The organism is Mesorhizobium sp. WSM4904, from assembly GCF_029674545.1.
Classification (GTDB): Bacteria; Pseudomonadota; Alphaproteobacteria; order Rhizobiales; family Rhizobiaceae; genus Mesorhizobium.
In genome coordinates, this window is the sequence record NZ_CP121354.1 from 4,315,260 (window position 1) to 4,335,573 (window position 20,314).

General features: G+C 61.8%; 23 protein-coding genes and 4 tRNA genes. 18 read left to right on the forward strand and 9 right to left on the reverse strand.

Annotated elements, in window-relative coordinates; translation table 11 throughout:
* Positions 1-9 precede the first annotated feature (9 nt).
* Positions 10-624: a TetR/AcrR family transcriptional regulator gene (locus QAZ47_RS20665; RefSeq protein WP_278230556.1), complete on the forward strand. Its 615-nt coding sequence runs from the start codon at positions 10-12 to the stop codon at positions 622-624.
* Between the two features lie 27 nt (positions 625-651).
* Here the strand turns inward: QAZ47_RS20665 and QAZ47_RS20670 are convergent, their stop codons facing one another.
* Positions 652-852 (reverse strand): DUF2905 domain-containing protein, encoded by a 201-nt coding sequence (locus QAZ47_RS20670; protein ID WP_278230557.1) that lies wholly within the window; start codon positions 850-852, stop codon positions 652-654.
* Positions 853-1,061: 209 nt separating this feature from the next.
* Between QAZ47_RS20670 and QAZ47_RS20675 the strand changes: the two genes are divergently transcribed.
* Positions 1,062-1,628: a DUF2569 family protein gene (locus QAZ47_RS20675; protein WP_278230558.1), complete on the forward strand. Its 567-nt coding sequence runs from the start codon at positions 1,062-1,064 to the stop codon at positions 1,626-1,628.
* A 142-nt stretch (positions 1,629-1,770) separates the two neighbouring features.
* Here the strand turns inward: QAZ47_RS20675 and QAZ47_RS20680 are convergent.
* Positions 1,771-1,846: transfer RNA gene (locus QAZ47_RS20680), tRNA-Thr, on the reverse strand.
* Positions 1,847-1,990: 144 nt separating this feature from the next.
* On the opposite strand from QAZ47_RS20680, the gene QAZ47_RS20685 reads away from it, so the two are divergent.
* Both QAZ47_RS20685 and QAZ47_RS20690 read left to right on the forward strand, forming a co-directional pair.
* Positions 1,991-2,158: a hypothetical protein gene (locus QAZ47_RS20685; protein WP_278202583.1), complete on the forward strand. Its 168-nt coding sequence runs from the start codon at positions 1,991-1,993 to the stop codon at positions 2,156-2,158.
* Positions 2,159-2,331: 173 nt separating this feature from the next.
* A complete protein-coding gene (locus QAZ47_RS20690) occupies positions 2,332-2,646 on the forward strand; it encodes a BA14K family protein (protein WP_278230559.1) in 315 nt (104 codons plus the stop codon).
* A gap of 72 nt (positions 2,647-2,718) precedes the next feature.
* Here the strand turns inward: QAZ47_RS20690 and QAZ47_RS20695 are convergent, their stop codons facing one another.
* Positions 2,719-3,114, reverse strand: a complete 396-nt coding sequence (locus QAZ47_RS20695; protein WP_278230560.1) for a hypothetical protein — start codon at positions 3,112-3,114, stop codon at positions 2,719-2,721.
* A 156-nt stretch (positions 3,115-3,270) separates the two neighbouring features.
* On the opposite strand from QAZ47_RS20695, the gene QAZ47_RS20700 reads away from it, so the two are divergent.
* Positions 3,271-3,630 carry a hypothetical protein gene (locus QAZ47_RS20700; protein ID WP_278230561.1) on the forward strand — a complete coding sequence of 120 codons (360 nt, stop codon included), beginning with the start codon at positions 3,271-3,273 and terminating at the stop codon, positions 3,628-3,630.
* 98 nt (positions 3,631-3,728) lie between these two features.
* On the opposite strand, the gene bhcR is transcribed toward QAZ47_RS20700, so the two are convergent.
* Positions 3,729-4,550, reverse strand: coding sequence for an HTH-type transcriptional regulator BhcR (gene bhcR / locus QAZ47_RS20705; protein WP_278230562.1), 822 nt, complete (start codon positions 4,548-4,550; stop codon positions 3,729-3,731).
* A 202-nt stretch (positions 4,551-4,752) separates the two neighbouring features.
* Between bhcR and gcl the strand changes: the two genes are divergently transcribed.
* The 3 genes from gcl (at position 4,753) to QAZ47_RS20720 (ending at position 8,424) form a co-directional block, all read left to right on the forward strand.
* Complete coding sequence (gene gcl / locus QAZ47_RS20710; protein WP_278230564.1) at positions 4,753-6,534, forward strand: glyoxylate carboligase; 1,782 nt, start codon at positions 4,753-4,755, stop codon at positions 6,532-6,534.
* A gap of 26 nt (positions 6,535-6,560) precedes the next feature.
* Complete coding sequence (otnI, locus tag QAZ47_RS20715; protein ID WP_278202589.1) at positions 6,561-7,358, forward strand: 2-oxo-tetronate isomerase; 798 nt, start codon at positions 6,561-6,563, stop codon at positions 7,356-7,358.
* 181 nt (positions 7,359-7,539) lie between these two features.
* The gene (locus QAZ47_RS20720) at positions 7,540-8,424 is read left to right on the forward strand and encodes a 2-hydroxy-3-oxopropionate reductase (protein WP_278230565.1); all 885 of its coding nucleotides are present in this window, start codon (positions 7,540-7,542) and stop codon (positions 8,422-8,424) included.
* Between the two features lie 172 nt (positions 8,425-8,596).
* Here the strand turns inward: QAZ47_RS20720 and QAZ47_RS20725 are convergent, their stop codons facing one another.
* Positions 8,597-9,460, reverse strand: a complete 864-nt coding sequence (locus QAZ47_RS20725) for an RNA methyltransferase (protein WP_278230566.1) — start codon at positions 9,458-9,460, stop codon at positions 8,597-8,599.
* A gap of 200 nt (positions 9,461-9,660) precedes the next feature.
* Between QAZ47_RS20725 and QAZ47_RS20730 the strand changes: the two genes are divergently transcribed.
* Positions 9,661-9,745, forward strand: a tRNA-Tyr gene (locus QAZ47_RS20730).
* Between the two features lie 88 nt (positions 9,746-9,833).
* Positions 9,834-9,907: transfer RNA gene (locus QAZ47_RS20735), tRNA-Gly, on the forward strand.
* Between the two features lie 71 nt (positions 9,908-9,978).
* On the opposite strand, the gene QAZ47_RS20740 is transcribed toward QAZ47_RS20735, so the two are convergent.
* Complete coding sequence (locus tag QAZ47_RS20740) at positions 9,979-10,437, reverse strand: YidB family protein (protein WP_278230567.1); 459 nt, start codon at positions 10,435-10,437, stop codon at positions 9,979-9,981.
* A gap of 123 nt (positions 10,438-10,560) precedes the next feature.
* Between QAZ47_RS20740 and QAZ47_RS20745 the strand changes: the two genes are divergently transcribed.
* Entirely contained in the window at positions 10,561-10,818 is a 258-nt protein-coding gene (locus QAZ47_RS20745) for a GlsB/YeaQ/YmgE family stress response membrane protein (RefSeq protein WP_126094127.1), read from the forward strand.
* 151 nt (positions 10,819-10,969) lie between these two features.
* Here QAZ47_RS20745 and QAZ47_RS20750 read toward each other — a convergent pair whose 3' ends face one another.
* Positions 10,970-11,857, reverse strand: coding sequence for a DMT family transporter (locus QAZ47_RS20750; protein ID WP_278202593.1), 888 nt, complete (start codon positions 11,855-11,857; stop codon positions 10,970-10,972).
* A 284-nt stretch (positions 11,858-12,141) separates the two neighbouring features.
* On the opposite strand from QAZ47_RS20750, the gene tuf reads away from it, so the two are divergent.
* The 5 genes from tuf (at position 12,142) to QAZ47_RS20775 (ending at position 17,102) form a co-directional block, all read left to right on the forward strand.
* Positions 12,142-13,317 (forward strand): elongation factor Tu, encoded by a 1,176-nt coding sequence (gene tuf, locus QAZ47_RS20755; protein WP_278077423.1) that lies wholly within the window; start codon positions 12,142-12,144, stop codon positions 13,315-13,317.
* Positions 13,318-13,613: 296 nt separating this feature from the next.
* Positions 13,614-15,167 (forward strand): hypothetical protein, encoded by a 1,554-nt coding sequence (locus QAZ47_RS20760; protein ID WP_278233836.1) that lies wholly within the window; start codon positions 13,614-13,616, stop codon positions 15,165-15,167.
* A gap of 85 nt (positions 15,168-15,252) precedes the next feature.
* Positions 15,253-15,738 carry a group II truncated hemoglobin gene (locus QAZ47_RS20765; protein WP_278230568.1) on the forward strand — a complete coding sequence of 162 codons (486 nt, stop codon included), beginning with the start codon at positions 15,253-15,255 and terminating at the stop codon, positions 15,736-15,738.
* Positions 15,739-15,880: 142 nt separating this feature from the next.
* A tRNA-Trp gene (locus QAZ47_RS20770) sits at positions 15,881-15,956 on the forward strand.
* Between the two features lie 225 nt (positions 15,957-16,181).
* On the forward strand, positions 16,182-17,102 hold the full coding sequence (locus QAZ47_RS20775; RefSeq protein WP_278230570.1) for a LysR family transcriptional regulator: 921 nt from the start codon (positions 16,182-16,184) through the stop codon (positions 17,100-17,102).
* Positions 17,103-17,369: 267 nt separating this feature from the next.
* Here the strand turns inward: QAZ47_RS20775 and QAZ47_RS20780 are convergent, their stop codons facing one another.
* Complete coding sequence (locus QAZ47_RS20780; protein ID WP_278230571.1) at positions 17,370-17,711, reverse strand: hypothetical protein; 342 nt, start codon at positions 17,709-17,711, stop codon at positions 17,370-17,372.
* Between the two features lie 127 nt (positions 17,712-17,838).
* On the reverse strand, positions 17,839-18,849 hold the full coding sequence (locus QAZ47_RS20785) for an alpha/beta hydrolase (protein WP_278230572.1): 1,011 nt from the start codon (positions 18,847-18,849) through the stop codon (positions 17,839-17,841).
* Positions 18,850-19,500: 651 nt separating this feature from the next.
* Here QAZ47_RS20785 and secE point away from each other — a divergent pair.
* Complete coding sequence (secE, locus tag QAZ47_RS20790; protein ID WP_040974128.1) at positions 19,501-19,704, forward strand: preprotein translocase subunit SecE; 204 nt, start codon at positions 19,501-19,503, stop codon at positions 19,702-19,704.
* 27 nt (positions 19,705-19,731) lie between these two features.
* Entirely contained in the window at positions 19,732-20,259 is a 528-nt protein-coding gene (nusG, locus tag QAZ47_RS20795) for a transcription termination/antitermination protein NusG (protein WP_059189556.1), read from the forward strand.
* Positions 20,260-20,314 lie beyond the last annotated feature (55 nt).

Sequence of the window (20,314 nt, forward strand, 5' to 3'; positions counted from 1 at the left end):
GAGGCGAATATGAGCGGATTGCGCGAACGGCAGAAGGCGGACCGGCACCGCCGCATCATCGATGCGGCGACGGAACTTTTCCGCGAGGCCGGCTATGAAGGCGCCAAGATCGAGGCGATCGCAGCACAAGCCGAAGTCTCGATCGGCACGATCTACAACTACTACCAGAACAAGGGCGACATCCTCGGCGCCATCGTGTCGATGGAGGTCAACGAGGTGCTGAATGCCGGGCGAGGGGTGGTCGCCAGTCCGCCCGCCAATGTCGGCGATGCTCTGGACACGCTGATCGGCATCTATATCGAGCACTCGCTAAACTACCTCAGCAAGGAGATGTGGCGGCAGGCGATGGCGATTTCGACGCAATTGCCCGACAGTCCTTTCGGTCAGGCTTATACGGCGCTAGACCGCGCGCTCACCGAACAGATCCGCGCCCTGATCGCCCGCCTGCAGAAGATCGGTCTCGTGCGCGCCGACATAGACGGGCCGGCGGTGGGTGAGCTGATCTTCAACAACATGAACATGATGTTCATCGAGTTCGTGAAGCGCGACGACGCGAAGATACCGGAGCTGAGGGCGGCGATACGAAGGCAGAATAGGATAGTGGTGGCGGCGATTGGGGTGTGAAGCGAAATCGCTACCGCCGAAGCGCCCCTAACGGTTGATCAGCCACAGGATCGCCGAGACCACGACGCTGATCAGTATTCCCGTGGTGATGGGAACGTAGAGCCTGAAGTTCTCGCGCTCGATCACGATATCACCAGGCAACCTGCCGAGGCCGATCCTGGTCACCCATGGCCACAGCAGGCCCACGGCAACTATGCAGAGACCAACGACGATCAGTGTGCGCGACATGGCGGCATCCCTGCTGGAATAGCATCCTGTCGGAAATATAGGGGCGACGGTCTCGCCGGCAGCGCCAAGCTCGAAGCCTGTTCTGGTTTCGGCTATCGGGTGGGCCTTCGCTACCTGGACCGCGAAGGCGCCTTAGTCCCCGAGATTGCCTCTTGAGTTGAAACTGAAATCTGTTACAACCCATAAGGGCATTCTAAGGGAGGGGTTGGATGCAATTTTCCATCTGGCATTGGGCAATCGTGCTGCTGCTGGTCGGCGTGCCTGTTTTCTTTGCCGTCCGCTCGGCGGCCAAGCCGTCGCAGAATCCAGGCGACTTGGTGGGATTTGGAGGATGGCTGATGCTGCTGGCAATCGGCCAGACCTTGGCACCATTCCGCACGCTGGCCGAGCTGTTTTCCTCGAGTGAGGGTTACCAGCAGCTCATGACGCTGCCCAATGGCCCTTTGGCCGTCTGTGGCGAAATCGTACTGTTGCTGGGGTTTACACTGCTGCAATTGGTTGTTCTTGTCGCAATGCTGCGGCGGAGCCCTCGTTTCAAGCGGCTGTTCCTTTATCAGTGGATCGCCATCCCATTTGTGTTCGCGCTCGACGCTGTTTGGACCTCCACGATTCTGGGCGCACCACTCAGTCAGGTTCTCGCGGGAAATGCGCTGGTCGCACCTATCGCCGGATTTGTTCTGACCGGGATTTGGGTTGCCTATCTGTTCAAGTCGGTGAGGGTAAGGAACACGTTCGGCGAAGCCGCGGCCGCCGCGCAGGTTGCGACGGCCTCGTAGGCTGCCCTGATCTGTTTGCATGCCAGCCGATTATCTAGCGTCGCGGAATCGAACCGTCCTCCTCCGCGAAGGCTTCGGAGGAAACGTCCTTGTCCAACAAATCTTCGGGTAGCCTGCCATCCGAAGCTCGAAGGGCGAAGGATGGTGCCCCCGGCAGGGATCGAACCCGCGACCTTCGGTTTACAAAACCGCTGCTCTACCAGCTGAGCTACAAGGGCACGGCGCTCCGGTAGCACATTTCGTGCGCCAGTAAAGACAAAACTCCGTTTTGGGTTGCTAATGGACCGACCCGGCATGCTGAAAAGCGTCGAGGGGCTTCCTACATCTCCGGGCAGGTGCAATTGCATCGAACGGGGTGCCGCATGATCAGATTCGTCATCATCCTGCCGCTCATCGTCGTGACCTGGCTTCTTCTGGTGAAGGCCGTCAGCGATCTGAAGAAAGCCAACATCGACTGGACCGGCGTCGCCACCTTTGTCGGCTTCATCGTGCTCGCCTTCTGGCTGCGGCACGTCACGGGAATGGGATGAGGGGAGCGAATAGGGAATAGCGAGTAGCGAATAGGGGCGCCGATCGCGAACTGCCCTACTCGCTATTCGCTATTTGCTATTCGCAAAAAAATCTCGAACCTTTTTCACTGCCGCCGCGACAGATGGTCAAGAGGCGGATGGATCGCCTCGGTCACGAAACCAAGGAGATCGTCATGTTCAAGCGCCCACTCGTTTCCACCCTTATCGCCACCTCCGTCGCCGCCGGCTCGCTCGTCGGCACCGTCCAGCCCTCGGCCGCCCATAGCCATCACCACAACCGCGAAATCGGTATCGGCATCGCCGCCGGCGTCGGCGGTTTCGTCCTCGGCAGCCTGCTCTCCCAGCAACAGCCGCAGCCGGTCTATGTCGACGAATATGGCGGCGGTTCCTGGCATGTCCGCCGCTGCCTGGCCCGCTACGCCAGCTACGATCCGGGCTCGGACACCTATATCGGCTACGACGGCTATCCGCACTATTGCAGACTCTAAAGACAGGAGCCGGAACACTGAAAAGGGGCTGCATGCAGCCCCTTTTTCTTTCGTTTTAGCGGACGTTTAGGGCTAGGTCTTCGTGCCGGAGTCTAGGATCGGCAGTCCGGCCGTCCGGCAGGCTTCGCCGACGACAAGCCGCGCGTTCGGCGAATCGTCACCCTTCGCGACGAGTTCGAAGCTGCTTCCGGCATCCGGGTAGATCTTGGCCACGAAAGGCTCGCTGGCGCCATTGCCGCCGGACGGGCGCCTGGCGTTGACATAGCCGCAGACCACGATCTCCCGACGGCCGTTCAGCGTCCGCTCGCCGGCCAGCATCGTCCCGAATTTGGCGGCCGAAGGGTCCTGCAGGCGCTGGCGGACGCCGGTGGTGATGATTTCCTCCAGGGCAAGGGAGATCGGAATGGGCGAGACCGGAACGGAATTGACGCGTTGGCCGCCGGCATCCGGTCGGGGTGCCGCCGCCACGCATCCGCAAAGTGAAGCGGCAGATAAAAGTTGAACCGTTTTCCGCATCCATGCCCATTCGCATGCATTCGGATGCCGCGGCAAGCGGCCAACGGTGTACAGCAATTTTGCGAATGTTTAAGCTGGCGATGAACGGCCAAGGGCGGGGAGGGACTGTTGGACGAGCGGGATCCGAAAGAAGATCTGATCGAGCCGGTTTTTCGCAACGGCACGGTCACCACCGTCGGCATTCTGCTGGCTTTCTCGCTGGGCTTCATCACCCATTGGGCGGCAAACCCGATCCCTTGGCAAACTTATCATCTGGTCGCCGTGGTGCCGATCCTGATCGGCATTGCCTTGCAGATGCGGGCGCTGGCCCTGCTGCTCGACACGAAGTCGCTGCAGCGGTCGATCTATGCGCGCGCCAATCGCATCTTCATCACCGGCCTCGTCTTCACGGCCAGCGGCGTCGGGCTGGCGATCCTGCTCGATTTTTTCGACATAGCGGCCAAGAGCGCCTTGCCGGGAGCCTCGTAGAGCAGTTCATCGTTTCACGGAAACGCTGAACTGCTCTAGCTATTTGTCTTTACGCAATTCCGGACGGAAAACCGCTACACACTTTTCCTGGAATTGCTCTAGTACGCCTTCACGCCGCCGATCATCTTGGTCACCTCGGCTGCGGCCTCCCGCACCAGCGGGCCGATCTCGGCCACGCGCTCCGGCGTCACCCGCACCGTCGGTCCGGAAACGGAAACGCCGCCGATCGGCTCGCCGAATTCGTTGAAGATCGCCGCGGCCACGCAGCGCATGCCTGGATGGCGTTCCTCGTCGTCCACCGACCAGCCGCGATGCTTGATGGTCGCCAGATCGTGGGCCAGCGCCGAAATGTCGGACAGCGTCTTGTCGGTGTAGCGCTGCAGGCCCGCCTTGCGCAGGATGGCCGCGACGCGGTCCGGCTCGAGATGCGCCAGCACCGCCTTGCCGATGCCGGAAGCATGGAATGAGCTGCGCGTGCCCGGCCGGAAGAAGGCGCGGATCGCCTGATGCGTCTCGACCTGGCTGACAAAGACCACGCAATCGTCCTCGGCGACACCGAGATTGGCGGTCTCGCCGGTCTTTTCCATCAGTTCCTGCATGACGATGCGAGCGCGGTCGACCAGTTTTCTGCGGCGCAGGAAGGCCGCACCCATGCGGTAGGTCTCGACGCCGATCGACCAGAGCTGGTCGGTCGTATCGAACTCGACCATGCCGTGGTTTTCCAGCGTGGTCAGCATGCGGTAGGCGGTGGAGGCGGCAATGCCGCTGCGCGCCGCGATCTCGCTCAGCGACAGGCCGCTGGCTTCCGCGACGATCGCCAGGATGCGCAGCGCCCGGTCGAGCGACTGCACCGAGGCCAACTCCGACGGCCCGTTGAAAGCGCGCGGCCGCCCGCGCTGGCGCTTTTCCATGGTTTCCATGCCCCGCATTCTGGCCGAATTCCTGCCAAGCACAATGAAAAAGTTTTTCACCGCTTCCCGGAGCGATTTTCTGGAAAACAAAAAGCAGAGTGGAATCAGCGCCTAAGAGCCGTTTTTTAGAAATGAAAAAATATTCTGAAAAAATTGAAAAATCGGGAGCGCGCTGGCATCCTCAAGCCAACCAATGAAATGGAGGCTGGACATGGCCAGGATGCGCGCTGTCGACGCTGCGGTTCTCGTTCTCGAAAAGGAAGGCATAACCAATGCCTTCGGCGTGCCGGGCGCGGCGATCAACCCGCTCTATTCGGCGCTGAAGGCGCGAGGCATCATCCGCCACGTGCTTGCCCGCCACGTCGAGGGCGCCTCGCACATGGCCGAAGGTTTTACCCGCGCCAAGGCCGGCAATATCGGCCTCTGCATCGGCACCTCCGGACCGGCCGGCACCGACATGATCACCGGCCTCTATTCGGCATCGGCGGATTCCATTCCGATCCTCTGCATCACCGGCCAGGCGCCCCGCGCGCGCCTCAACAAGGAGGATTTCCAGGCCGTCGACATCGCTGCGATCGCAGCCCCCGTCGCCAAATGGGCGGTCACCGTCATGGAGCCCTATCTGGTGCCGATGGCGCTGCAAAAGGCGTTCCACCTGATGCGCTCCTCGCGACCGGGACCCGTTCTGATCGACCTGCCGCTCGATGTGCAGCTCGCCGAGATCGAGTTCGACATCGACGCCTATGAGCCGCTTGCCGTCTTCAAGCCGGCGATGACGCGCGCCCAGGCCGAGAAGGCGCTGGCGATGCTCAACCAGGCGGAAAGGCCGCTGATCGTCGCCGGCGGCGGCATCATCAACGCCGATGCCTCCGACCTGCTGATCGAATTCGCCGAGGTCACAGGGGTGCCCGTCATCCCGACGCTGATGGGCTGGGGCGCGATTCCCGACGACCACCGGCTGATGGCCGGCATGTGCGGCCTGCAGACCTCGCACCGCTACGGCAATGCGACGATGCTGGCAGCCGACTTCGTCTTCGGCATCGGCAACCGCTGGGCCAACCGTCACACCGGCTCCGTCGACGTCTACACCAGGGGGAAGAAATTCATCCATGTCGACATCGAGCCCACTCAGATTGGCCGCGTCTTCGCGCCGGACCTCGGCATCGTCTCGGACGCGGGCGCGGCGCTGAAGATCCTGCTCGACGTCGCCACCGAGTGGCGCACGGCCGGCAAGCTGCGCGACTGGTCGGACTGGGCCAAGGAATGCCAGCAGCGCAAGAAGACGATGAAGCGCAAGACGCATTTCGAGCAGGTGCCGCTGAAGCCGCAACGCGTCTATGAGGAGATGAACAAGGCTTTTGCCCGCGACACTACCTATGTCACCACCATCGGCCTGTCGCAGATCGCCGGCGCGCAGTTCCTGCATGTCTACAAGCCGCGCAACTGGATCAATTGCGGCCAGGCCGGCCCGCTCGGTTGGACGCTGCCGGCCGCGCTCGGCGTGCGCGCCGCCGATCCGGATCGGGACATTGTCGCGCTCTCCGGCGACTACGACTTCCAGTTCATGATCGAGGAACTGGCGGTCGGCGCGCAGCACAAGCTGCCCTACATCCACGTCGTCGTGAACAACGCCTATCTCGGCCTCATCCGCCAGGCGCAGCGCGGCTTTTCGATGGACTACGAGGTGAGCCTCGCCTTTGAGAACGTCAACCGCGCAAACGATCCCGAGGCGGGCTACGGCGTCGACCACGTCGCGGTCGCCGAGGCGATGGGCTGCAAGGCGGTTCGGGTGCGCAAGCCGGAAGAGTTTGCCGGCGCCTTCAAGGAGGCGCAGCGGCTGATGAAGGAGCATCAGGTTCCGGTCGTTCTCGAATTCATCCTCGAGCGCGTCACCAACATTTCCATGGGCACGGAAATCGACAAGATCACCGAATTCGAGGAGCTTGCCGAACGCAATGAGGATGCTCCGACGGCCATCATGATGTTGGATTAGGCCAGGCGGAAAGAAGGAGAAGAAGAATGCCGCGTTTTTCAGCCAATCTTTCGATGCTCTTCGGCGAGCACGAGTTCCTCGATCGCTTCGATGCCGCCGCCCGCGCCGGCTTCAAGGGCGTGGAATATATCGGACCCTACGACCATGCGCCCGACGTCGTCGCCGCGCGCCTCAAGAAGAACGGCCTGACACAGGTTCTGTTCAACCTGCCGGTCGGCGACTGGGCGAAGGGCGAGCGCGGCATCGCCGCGCTGCCCGACCGGGTGCCGGAGTTCCGCCAGGGCGTCGCCAAGGCGATCTCTTATGCACACGCGCTGGGCTGCGAGCAGATCAACTGCCTCGCCGGCATCGCGCCGCAGGGTGCCGATCGCGCGGTGCTGGAGAATGTCTTTGCCGAGAACCTCGCATTCGCGGCCGAAAAACTGGAGCAGGCCGGCATCAAATTGCTGATCGAGCCGATCAACACCCGCGACATCCCTGGCTTCTTCCTGAGCCATACGGACCAGGCGCTGGAGCTGATCGACCGCATCGGCTCGAAGAACCTGTTCCTGCAATACGACATCTATCACATGCAGATCATGGAGGGGGATCTCGCCCGTACCATCGAGGCAAACCTCGGCCGCATCGCGCATATCCAGCTTGCGGACAATCCCGGCCGTCACGAGCCGGGGACGGGCGAGATCAACTATCCTTTCCTCTACGAGCATATCGACCGCCTCGGCTATTCCGGCTGGATCGGCGCCGAATACAAGCCGAAAGCCGGCACCGAGGCCGGGCTCGGCTGGTTCCGAGGGTTTGCCGGGCAGGGGAGTGCGGCGGCGTAGGCGATTTCCGAGAACGGCCGGCGCTGCCCCTCACCCTTACCCTCTCCCCGTGAAGGACGGGGAGAGGGGGCGCCGGCGCTGGAGCGCGTCCTTCTCCCCGTCACCATACGGGGAGAAGGTGCCGGCAGGCGGATGAGGGGCAGCGCTAGCCTCTGAAATAATCGGACAAAGGAGCAAACAAATGGAAACGATCGGCTTCATCGGACTGGGCATCATGGGCGCGCCGATGGCGGGGCACCTGCTCGATGCCGGCTATCCGGTCGTCGCCAGCGACCATCGCTCGAAGCCGCCAGCCGATCTCGTCGCCAAAGGGCTGAAGACCGTGACCGGCCACAATGCCGTGGCCAAGGCCGCCGACATCGTCATCACCATGGTGCCCGACACGCCGCAGGTGGCCGATGTGCTGTTCGGTGAGAACGGCGTCGCTTCAGGTCTGTCGAAGGGCAAGCTCGTCATCGACATGAGCTCGATCTCGCCGATCGCCACCAAGGATTTTGCCAAAAAAATCAACGATCTCGGCTGCGATTATCTTGACGCGCCGGTGTCCGGCGGCGAGGTCGGCGCCAAGGCGGCCTCGCTCACCATCATGGTCGGCGGCGAGGAGAAGGCCTTCGAACGCGCCAGGCCTGTCTTCGAGAAGATGGGCAAGAACATCACGCTCGTCGGGCCGAACGGCGTCGGTCAGACCACCAAGGTCGCTAACCAGATCGTGGTGGCGCTCACCATCGAGGCGGTCGGCGAGGCCCTTGTCTTCGCCTCGAAGGCCGGCGCCGATCCGGCCAAGGTTCGCCAGGCGCTGATGGGCGGGCTCGCCGCCTCCCGCATCCTCGAAGTGCATGGCGAGCGCATGATCAAGCGCACCTTCGCGCCCGGCTTCCGCATCGAACTGCACCAGAAGGACCTCAACCTGGCGCTGGAAGGCGCCAAGGCGCTGGGTGTTGCGCTGCCCAACACCTCGACCACGCAGCAGTTGTTCAATTCCTGCGCCGCCAACGGCGGAGCCAAGGAGGATCACTCGGCGCTGGTCAAGGCGCTGGAGAGGATGGCGGGGTACGAAGTGGCCTAGCAAATAGCGAATAGGGAGTAGCGAATAGGGATTGCAGGCCGGCAGCCCGCAGTGTTCCGCCTATTCGCTATTCGCTATTCGCTATTCGCTATTCGCTATTCGCTATTCGCTATTCGCTATTCGCTATTCGCTATTCGCTATTCGCTATTCGCTATTCGCTATTCGCTATTCGCTATTCGCTATTCGCTAAGAATCTCCTGGCCGCGTAAAGGCTCACCGCCGCCGCGTTCGACACGTTGAGCGAGCGGATGGCGCCGGGCATGTCGAGGCGGGCGAGCGTCGTCACCGTCTCGCGCGTCTTCTGGCGCAGGCCCTTGCCTTCCGCCCCCAGCACAAGCGCGATTTTTTCTCCCGCGAAGCTCTTTTCGAGCTCGGCCGGCCCCTCGGAATCGAGCCCGATCGTCTGGAAGCCGGCCTCGTGCAATTGGCCGAGCGCGTCGGCCAGGTTCTTCACCTCGATCTGGTCGATATGCTCCAGCGCGCCGGAAGCCGATTTCGCCAGCACGCCCGATTCCTGCGGGCTGTGGCGGGCCGTGGTGATCAGCGCACCGGCGCCGAAGGCGACCGCCGAACGCAGGATCGCGCCGACATTGTGCGGATCGGTGACCTGGTCGAGCACCAGCACCAGCTTGGTGTCGCCGAGCGCGTCGAGACGCTTGGGCTTGAGCGGCTCGGCCTCGATCATCACGCCCTGATGTACGGCGTCCGAACCGGTGATCCTGTCTATGTCCTTCGGTTCGACCTGCTCGGCCGCGAAGGGCAGGGCGGCAAGATCGCCGATCGAAAGCCGTTCGGCGGCGTTGCGCGTCACCAGCATCTTTCTGATCTTGCGCCGCGGATTGTCGAGCGCTGCCCGCACCGTGTGCAGGCCATAAAGCCGTACCAGTCCGTCGGCGGGGCCTTCGCCCGCCGGCACCGGCTGGCGCGGGCGGAACGCCGGCGCGCCGCCGGCCTTCTGGTCGCGATGCGCGCGCCTCAGTTTGGCGTAGTGGGTATCCTTGCGCGTGCCCGGCTTACTGCTTTTGTTGTCGCTCATGCCGGCCTCTATAGCCGTCCTGTCCGGCTAAGGATATGGGCTGCCACGACGAATACCGAACATCCTCGAAAAACCCTGGTCACGCCGGTTGACACCCACTGGCCTTGCCGCCATAAGGCGCATCGCTGATTTCGGAGAAGATATTTACTCGGACTCCGGATCGGCGTGAATGCCTCGTTGCATGGCTCCGGCGGCAGACTGGAGAGGTGCCCGAGTGGTTAAAGGGGACGGACTGTAAATCCGTTGGCTTAGCCTACGTTGGTTCGAATCCAACCCTCTCCACCACTGCCGGCCCGGAAGCCCTGAAACGAAAAAGTCTCGGACCGAAAATGCATGGCGCTTTTCGGGTGAATCCGGTACTTCAGTGTAAGGCGCGGGTATAGCTCAGTGGTAGAGCAGCAGCCTTCCAAGCTGAATATGCGGGTTCGATTCCCGCTACCCGCTCCAGACCTCCACGCCCACGAAAGAAAATGCCGCGCGCCCATCGCGCGCAGCACGTTTCGTTTCGGTCCAGCCGCCTAGCTGTTGAAGGCGGAGGCGACCTGATGATGCTGTGGAATCTGGCCGTTCGGCGTCAGCTTGTCGACGATGCCCGGCAGCGCGACCGACAATTGCTGCAGCAGCTCCTGCTCGTTCATGCCCGTCCGCTGCGCGATCTCGCGGATCACCGCCGGCCCGAGTGCTGAGCCGAGATCGTTGGCGTTGATCGGCTGGTTCTGGCCGGTGCCGACCCAGGAATCGGCGGCGTTGCCGTGGCCGGCATCCTTCAGCTTGTCGAGCAGGCCGCCCAACCCGCCGAGCAGGCCGCCATCGGCGGATGCATCGGTATCCGCCGGTGTCGGCGCGGGGGCTTGCGGAGCGGCCGGCTGTTCCTCGCTCCTGCCGCTCAGCATCTTGCCGACCAGCAGCGCGCCGAGCGCAATCATCAGGGGTTTGGTGATGTTGCCGCCGGGGACGGCGTTGTCGAAAAGGCCCATCGTGGATCTCCTATCAAGTCCGCCCCGGCGCCAGAATGGCGCAACCGGGGGGAATTTCAAGCTGTCTTGAGCTTTTGACAATCATATGAAAATGATTGGCACGGCGGGGATTGGAGGGAAGAGATGGGCATCATCAGCTGGATCATTCTCGGCGTCATCGCCGGCTTCATCGGCAGCAAGATCGTCAACAAGACCGGCCAGGGCATGATCATGGACATCGTGCTCGGCATCGTCGGCGCCATCGTCGGCGGGGTGATCTTCAGCGCCTTCGGCGCCTCGGGCGTCACCGGCCTCAACATCTGGAGCCTGATCGTCGCTGTCATCGGCTCCGTCGTCGTGCTCTGGGCCTATCACCAGATCAGCGGCAAGCGCACGCTGTAGGCGGTTAGGCTGACCGCCCTTCCGGCTGCGGGCGATCATCATGTCTTGGCCGGTCGCCGCGCGCGATCGCATGGCGGCGCATTGGCCAGCGATCTTGCCCGGCGCCCGCCGGAAAGTGGGTAGGGCGGCCGGCTCTACGGATCGGGCAGCCTCAGGCGACCACCGCCAGCCGCCGGCGCCTTTCATCGAGCGACACGATGGCAAGGCCGCTGCCGATCACCAGTAGGATGCCGCAGACGGCGAGCGCGTTCGGGAACTGCCCGAACACCAGCAAGCCGGAAATCACCGCCCAGACGGTGAAGCAATAATAGAAGGGCGCGACCGCGCTCGTCGGCCCGACGCGATAGGCCATGAAGATGAAGAAGTGGCCGAAGATAAGGAACAGGCCGGCGCCTGCGATGAGCAGGAGATGCCGGCCCTCCGGCACCACCCACTGCTCGGAAACGAGATGCGCGATGCCTGAGCCGGCCAGCACGACCACGACTGCGGAGATGGCCACGATCATGCCGGGCACCTCGGCGCCAACCTTGCGTCCGGCGAGGTCGCGCGCCGCTGCCATGGCCGCGTTGCCGAGCGCCAGCAAGGCGTAGATGGAAATGCCTTGCATCGTCGGCTGCGCCACCATGACGGCGCCGACGAAGCCGACGCCGATCAGCGCCATGCGTGCGGCGCCGATCTTCTCGCCGAACAGCAGCGAGGATCCGACCAGCACGAGGAGCGGCGTGATCTGCCCGAGCGCCGTCGAATCGGCGATCTGCATGTTGGCTAAGGCCACGACGTAGCAAAGGATCGCGGCCAGCTCGCAAATGTTCCGGCGCAGCACCTTGCGCTCGAAAAGCAACGGGATCTGCCTGCCATAACCCAACATGAACAGCAGCGGCATGCCCCACAACGTCGCTGCCGCGCCACGCAGCAACAGCACCTCGTAGGGCGGCAGTCCGGCGGTCGCGAGCTTCATCATCGTGTCGTTGACGAGGTAGGACCCCGTCGAGACGATCATGAACAGCGGACCACGGATATTTGCCGGAATGAACTGCATTCGCCGAAGAAATCAGAGGTGTGTCGCGGCGGCAATGGGCCAGCTTCGGCCGATCGAGCTGCCCTCGGCAAGCTGTCGATGAGGGTGCCGAAGCACGGAACCACGCCCGTTTGAATTCGTCGACGGCAATCCTATATCCTGGCCATTCCCCTGAAATCGGATCGTTGGTTCGGGTCGAGTGCGAGAACGCTCAGCCACAAGGCACTTGTGTTTTGCGGCCGTTGTCGCTAATCGCCCCGCATTCGACTGAACTGAAGGTCAAAGGCCGCCCAAGGAAAGAGACTATGGCAAAAGGTAAATTCGAGCGCACCAAGCCGCATGTGAACATTGGCACGATCGGTCACGTCGATCATGGCAAGACGTCGCTGACGGCGGCGATCACGAAGTATTTTGGCGAATACAAGCGCTATGACCAGATCGACGCGGCGCCGGAAGAGAAGGCGCGCGGCATCACCATTTCGACGGCGCATGTCGAGTACGAGACGGCCAACCGTCACTACGCCCACGTCGACTGCCCCGGCCACGCCGACTATGTGAAGAACATGATCACCGGCGCTGCCCAGATGGACGGCGCGATCCTGGTGGTCTCGGCCGCCGACGGCCCGATGCCGCAGACGCGCGAGCACATCCTGCTCGCCCGCCAGGTCGGCGTGCCCTCGATCGTGGTGTTTTTGAACAAGGTCGACCAGGTCGACGACGCCGAGCTGCTCGAGCTGGTCGAGCTCGAGGTTCGCGAGCTTCTGACCAAGAACGAGTTCCCCGGCGACGACATTCCGATCGTCAAGGGCTCGGCGCTGGCGGCGCTTGAGGACTCCAACAAGACCATCGGCGAGGACGCCATCCGCGAGCTGATGGCTCAGGTCGACGCCTACATCCCGACGCCGGTGCGTCCGCTGGACAAGCCGTTCCTGATGCCGATCGAGGACGTGTTCTCGATCTCGGGCCGCGGCACGGTCGTGACCGGCCGCGTCGAGCGCGGCGTGGTCAAGGTCGGCGAGGAGTTGGAGATCGTCGGCATCCGTCCGACGGCCAAGACCACCTGCACGGGCGTCGAGATGTTCCGCAAGCTGCTCGACCAGGGTCAGGCCGGCGACAACATCGGCGCGCTGCTGCGCGGCATCGACCGCGAGGGCGTTGAGCGCGGCCAGGTTCTGGCCAAGCCCGGTTCGGTGAAGCCGCACAAGAAGTTCACGGCCGAAGCCTACATCCTGACCAAGGACGAGGGTGGCCGTCACACGCCGTTCTTCACCAACTACCGTCCGCAGTTCTACTTCCGCACCACGGACGTGACGGGCATTGTGACGCTGCCGGCCGGCACCGAGATGGTGATGCCTGGCGACAACATCACCGTCGACGTCGAGCTGATCGTGCCGATCGCCATGGAAGAGAAGCTGCGCTTCGCCATCCGTGAAGGCGGCCGCACCGTCGGTGCCGGCATCGTCGTCACCATCAAGGAATAATCGATCCGGCATTTGCCGGTTCGACAAGGAAAGGGCGGTCTTCGGGCCGCCCTTTTTCGTCTCCGGCGCTCCGAAGGCGAAGTGTTACGCCACGCCTTTCAAAGCTGTTTGCAAGCGGCATCGCCGCAACTAGTATGGGTTGTACCCGTGGGGGCTTTGCAAGCGTGGTTCGGGAAAGCCGTTCAGACAGCATTCGGTGGTGGCGCGGGCTCTTGCGCCTGGGGTTGGCCGCCGCGATCGGCCTAGCCGGCTTCGTCGCGGAGGCCAAGGATGAGGCGCCCGATCTCGGTCCAACGATGCGCTTTGCCGTCGTGCGCAGCAGCGCGCCTGGCTGCGAGCCCAATTGCCCGGAGTGGATTTCGGCGGAAGGCACCATCGAGGCCGGCACGCCGGCGCTGTTCAAGCGCCTCTTGAAGACGCTCGGCAGCCGGCAACTGCCGATCGTCGTCAATTCTCCTGGCGGCAATGTCGACGCGGCGCTCCAGCTCGGCCGCGCGATCCGCAAGGCCAAGCTCGACATCGGCGTGGGCACGACGGAGTTTTCCGGCTGCTCGCCGCAGATGAAGAATTGCCGGGACGATGACGGCAAGGCCGCCCCCTATTTGGGTATCGCCCCCTATTTGGGTATCGCCCATGACAGCGGCGCCATGTGCAACTCGGCCTGTCCGCTGATGTTTGCCGGTGGCGTCCGCCGCGTCGTGGGCGAATGGGCCTATCTCGGGGTCCATCAGATCACCACCACTTACCGGCGAGAAAAGCTGCTGTACCGCACGACCTATAAGATCGTGAACGGCAAGAAGAAGGTCCTCAGCACCAAGATCGTCAGCCGCAAGAACGCCGGCAGCTACAAGACCTATGAGATGAGCAAGGCGGTCGAGAAGCGGCTGGCGGGTTATCTCAAGGAAATGGGTATCGAACAAGGCGTGCTGGACGTGATGAAGGCGACGCCGGCGAGCGACATAAGGCAGATCGAGCCCAATGACATGCTGGAGATGAAGCTCGTCACCAGCCTCGATTCGCTGGATCTTCTGACCGAGAAAACCATTTGTCGACGCAATCCCGTGCCGGCGAACTGCCGCGAAATACCGACGAACGGCAAGCCGCTGGCGGTTGCGAGTGTCGAGATCAAGCCGGCAGGCCCTCAACCGACAGAGGCTGCATCATCATCCAGACCAGAACAGGACATGCGCTTCGTGCTGGTTCGCGGCAGCAATCCGCTCTGCAATCCCGATTGCCCGGAATGGATTTCGGCGGAAGGGGTAATTGCAGCCGGCACGCCCGACAGGCTGCGCGAGTTGCTCGACACGGTTGGAGGGCGCAGGCTGCCTCTCGTGGTCAACTCGCCGGGCGGCGACGTGCAGGGCGCGTTCGCCGCCGGCAGGCTCATCCGTGAGCGTGGGTTGGATGTCGCGGTCGCCCGGACGGATTTCCTCGATTGCGATCCTGGCGCTGTGGGGTGCGGCGCCAAGGACCTCCATACGGGCCTCACCGTCGATGCCGGCGCCGAATGCGACGCGGCCTGCGCGGTTATGATCGCCGGTGGCAAAAGGCGCTTCGTCGGTGCCGATGTGCATTTCCTCGTGCACTCCATGGGCATGGAAGACAAGGTCAGGGCGTATCTCGAGGAGATGGCGATCGGCTCCGGCTTGTTCGTCGCGATGCAGTCGGCCCAATATGCCAAGCACAGGGAGCTCAGTCAGGACGAATTGGCGGAGTTCGGATTGACGACCGGGCGCCAATCGGTGGACGCGTTGACGGGCGCCACCATCTGCAAATCGTCGCCGAAGCCCGACAACTGCCGGGTTTTGCCGGCAGCCAACGCCGCTGCGGAGGCGTCGGCGAAGCTGTAGCGCGCCATTTCCGGCACTGGCCATGGGGGCAGGTTGAGCCGGGGAGGGCTTGCGTTATCCTCCGCAGCCCCGAGGAGGATCTGCAATGAGCGAGGATATCCCGACTTTGTTCGAATGGGCCGGCGGCGCGGAAGTGCTCAACCGGCTGACGCGCACCTTCTACGACAAGGTGGCGCTGGACCCGATCGTCGGCCCGGTCTTCAAGCATATGTCACCCGATCATCCGGCGCATGTTGCCGACTTCATCGGCGAGGTCTTCGGCGGACCGAAGACATACAGCGAAAAGCATGGCGGCCACCGCGAAATGGTCATGCATCACCTCGGCAAGCATCTGAGCGAGGAGCAGCGGCGGCGCTGGATCAACCTGCTGGCCGACGCGGCCGACGAGGTCGGCTTGCCCGGCGACCCCGAATTCCGTTCCGCCTTCATGGGCTATGTCGAATGGGGATCGCGGCTGGCGAAGATGAATTCCAATCTCGGCGAAACCTGCGATCCGGAGACCGAGCCGATGCCCGCCTGGGGCTGGGGCGTGCCCGGCGGACCGTACAAGCCGCCGGCCGCGAAATCGTGAGCGGGGCCGGACTTCTCAGCCCGATCCTTTGCCGGCGACACGGGAAAATCCGGATTTCTGGCAAAGCATATGAAACTGCAGCTGACTGCTCTTTACAGAGCGCGTGGAAGCTTTTAGGAAGCGCCTGCGCTGAAGCGCGTGTACGGGCATAGCTCAGTTGGTAGAGCGGCGGTCTCCAAAACCGCAGGTCGTAGGTTCGAGCCCTGCTGCCCGTGCCATTCCTTCAAAGGATAAGGCATCTGGCGATCACCTTGATCGCCGAGTTGCCGAAGTCAGCCTCACACATCTCTTGCACAAGCCGCGCGCATGCGCGATGGCTGACAGCACGTTTCTCAGCCCGAAGTCGTTTCGGCCCGGCTGGCACTGTCCATCGCGCACACTTGAGAATCGAATACGCTGTGGCATATTCGAAACTGATTTATGGCGCCTAACATATAAGCACGATGGATATCAAGGGAATCGACCTCAACCTCCTCGTATCGCTTGACGTATTGCTGAAAGAGCGAAATGTCACACGTGCGGCCGCACGGCTTAGTTTGAGCCAGCCAGCGCTATCCGCCCAACTCAGCCGGCTCCGACAAGCATTCGAGGATCCGCTTCTTATCCCTGCAGATAACGGACGCGGAATGGATCCGACAGCTCTGGCGCTCGAACTGGTCGAGCCTCTCCACGCCGCCCTTAAGGACCTGGAGGTTTTGGTCCGGCGTCGGCCTCGCTTCGACGCGCTAAATGATATCCGCGATTTTCGGATCGCAACGACAGACAATGGCGTCGTAGTGATCGGCTTGCCGCTGTTGCGGCGACTACAAACCGAGGCTGGCTCAGGGATTCGCCTGGCCTTTCACCTGCTTGATGGCACCGGGTCAACGGAACAGGTCGACCGAGACGAGATCGATCTCCTCATCGCACCTCCGAGCATGGTTCCACCGATGCTGAAAAGCCGTCGCCTTTATGACGAAACCTATTCGATGGTGCAGCGCAAATTCCATCCTCGAGGTGATCGGCGGCCGGACCTCGATGCCTACTGTGCGTTGGATCACATTCTAGTTTCCCTGGATGGAGGCGGGTTCGAGGGGAGAGTCGATAAAGTTCTGGCTGAAACCGATCGCAGCCGGCGTGTCGTCTTATCTTTGCCCAGTTTTACCCTAGTGCCGCCCGTGCTTCGCACCACGGATTATGTCTGCACAATGCCGACCCGGTTCGTCCGCGCTCTCGACGATGACTGTGAGTGCTTTGAGCTACCGTTTCTTGTTCCGGGTTTCGCCATGCATATGGCTTGGCACGCGCGGCATCACCACGACCCGGCCAGTCTCTGGCTCCGCCAACAAGTGCTGGGAACGGCACAACGCGCTGAAGCACCCTAAGAGACCGTTCGAAGCCATTGCGGAGAGCGGGCGATCTGCGGTTCTCGACGAAACGCTGGCGCATTTAATGTCTCAGCGTTGTTAAGACCGGGCTTGGGGCAGGGAAGGGACGGATGTGGTGTCGAGCACGGCGCCTCAACGAAGGTCCTGCTAGAGATGCAATCGCCGTCGCGCAGACGGGTCGGGGGCGTAAACGGTCACCCCTTCCTCTCGCGATCGTTGCCGGCTAAAATCGCTGCGGCCGGCAACAATCACTACGAATAGTCCTCACTTCACACGCGTTTGCGCAAGCGCCGTGATCTCCGAAGCGCGAGGTGCAAAGGCATTGAGAAGCGGGGTCACCGTCACGGTTGTCTCTCGCTGCAACCCCAACGCCCGCGCTGAGGGAAGCATACATTCTTGGATAAAGGACTCGAAGCCGTCCTTGCTGCTCCACAGTTCGATGACGCGAAGGCCTGCTCCGCCGTCGAGAGGGGCTGCAATGTGCAAGTAGATGTCCGGCGCCGGCGTGTGTTCCACATCCATCTTTCGAAGGATGGCGTCGTATTCTTCCGGGGTCAAGGCGATTATATCAAGGACGGCGACCCAGGTCTGCGTGTTGATACTCATACGTGTCTCCTTGGCTGAACGCGGATTGCTGAGTTAATTTACAGGTGATTTAGCGCTTGAGTTGGAGTTGAGTGCAGCACACCGACCATGCCTGCAGGGACCGTTTTGGCATTTGATGTCGCTTCGATTAATTCGGCGACCAATCGTCGGGCGTAGTGCCGCTACCCAAAAACGTTTCAATAATGTGGGAGAAGGCTTCGGGCCGTTCGTCGGGGATGAAGTGACCCGTATTCTCCATCATAACCGGCGCTACCGAGCGCGCCACTTGTCGCATGCTTTCCGCCACCATAGATCCCAGTCCATACTTGGCTCCAATGGCTAAAACTGGAATAGTTAGCGGCGTTCGCGACAATTCGGTGTTGTCAGCGATATCGCGATCAATCGTCCGATAGAGTTGAAGACTTGTCGCCAGCCGGCCGGGCCGTGCGTAGCTGTTTTCATAATAGGTGATGACTGCTTCTGAGAAGCTGCCAGGAACGATGTGGAATCCTCTATTGCGGTAGAACCATTCTAAGAATTCTTTCTCGTGTCCCACGAGAACCTTTTCAGCGAAGTCGGGGATCTCAAAGAAACCAAAGAACCACAATGGGTTGTGAATAAGGGGAGCGAACTGTTTCGTGGTCCAGGGGCCGTCGGGCGCACCCTCCGCGATTATAAGCTTGTCAACAGCATCGCGGTGGATAGCGGCGTAGGCATAGGCTACGGCAGCACCCCAATCATGGCCGACTACAGTTGCTCGTGAATAGTCAAGCCTCGTCATCAACTGGAAAAGATCTTCGGCAAGCGTCTTGCGGTCATATCCCGATGATGCGATTTGTGATTCTCCGAATCCGCGTAAGTCGACGGCAATAACGGTGTGCTTCGTTGCAAGGTGAGGCATCATTTTACGCCACTCGTGCCAATCCTCCGGCCACCCATGGATGAGCAGAATCGGCGATCCTTTCCCGCCGATCACGTAGTGAATGCGCACGCCATTAACGTCAGCGAATTGGGATTGAAAGCCGGCGGGGATACCGGTCATGCTGTCAGCTTGAATTGAGCCTTGGTCCTTGCCTTGGACGCCAGCGTTCGTTGGTTCCGCAAGAAATAGCATCGCGGTTGCAGTTGCCGAGAGAATGAGAGTTTGCATCGTGCGCATTACGTCGCCCTTCCGGAAGTTTTTCGGGGCAACATTCAGTCCCGCCCCGCTTGCAAACGGATATGCAACTCCTACCCATCATTAAAATCGATTGTCGCTATACGTCCTATAACGGGAATGGATAGATACCCGTGCGACTGTTCCTCCGACGATATCTGCGCTTTCTATGCGGAGCGCTCATCGGGGCGGTCGTCAACTCGGGAGGCCGGGAATCCGGTAGAGCGGACGTGCTTCTCCGGTCACTGTGAACTGCCGTCGCAGGACGTTGGTTCGAGCTCTGCTGCCCGTGCCATTCCTTAAATGGCGGGCCGAAGATGAGAGCGCCCTGCCGTTGAAAACCGGCGGGTGGCTTGCCATATAGCGAAAACTGGGGCATAAGGCCCGCATAGCCGGGACGGAACGACTGGATGGTTCCGAGGCGGCGCTAGAACATAAAGCGGAACACTTGCCACTTGCGTGGACCAAGAATCGGTTTTATGTAGACTGAACAGACACGCGACGCGTGGAGCTGGGAAGCCGGCTTTACGCGTCTGATTTGCGTGGGCGAAATGGCGGCGCTGATTCGGCGTCGGCACGAAGCCTAGGCGGCACGTCCCGGCCAGCGGGATCATCCAGGAGGCCCGGCCAACGGGTCTTGAAGACAGGCGGCACATGGCTTCGAAAACCACTAACCCTTTCACCTTTCTCCAGCAGGTTCGCGCGGAGACGGCCAAGGTGACATGGCCATCGCGCCGCGAGACCATGATCTCGACGGTGATGGTCCTGGTGTTCGCGGTCATCGCGATGATCTTCTTCTTCGCCGCCGACATAGCCATGGGCTATGCGATCGAGTGGATATTGGGCCTCGGACACTAAGTTCGGCGATTACGGAGACGTCGTGAAATGACTGCGCGCTGGTACATCGTCCACGCCTATTCGAACTTCGAGAAGAAGGTCGCCGAGGACATCGAGAACAAGGCCAAGCAGAAGGGCCTGTCCGGCGAGATCGAGCAGATCGTGGTGCCGACCGAGAAGGTCGTCGAGATCCGTCGCGGCCGCAAGGTCGACGCCGAGCGCAAGTTCTTCCCGGGCTATGTGCTCTTGAAGGCCAACCTGACGGACGCCGTGTTCTCGCTGGTCAAGAACACGCCGAAGGTCACCGGCTTCCTCGGTGACTCCAAGCCGGTGCCGATCACCGAGACCGAGGCGCAGCGCATCCTGAACCAGGTTCAGGAGGGCGTCGAGCGGCCGAAGCCGTCGGTCACCTTCGAGATCGGCGAGGCGATCCGCGTTTCGGACGGTCCGTTCGCGTCCTTCAACGGCTTCGTCCAGGAAGTGGACGAGGAGCGCGCGCGCCTCAAGGTGGAAGTTTCGATCTTCGGGCGCGCTGTGCCGGTCGATCTCGAATTCGGACAGGTCGAAAAGGGCTGATCCGAAGATCCCTCGGCCGACAGGCGATGAGGGGTCGGCGGCGCGAGAAAGCGCG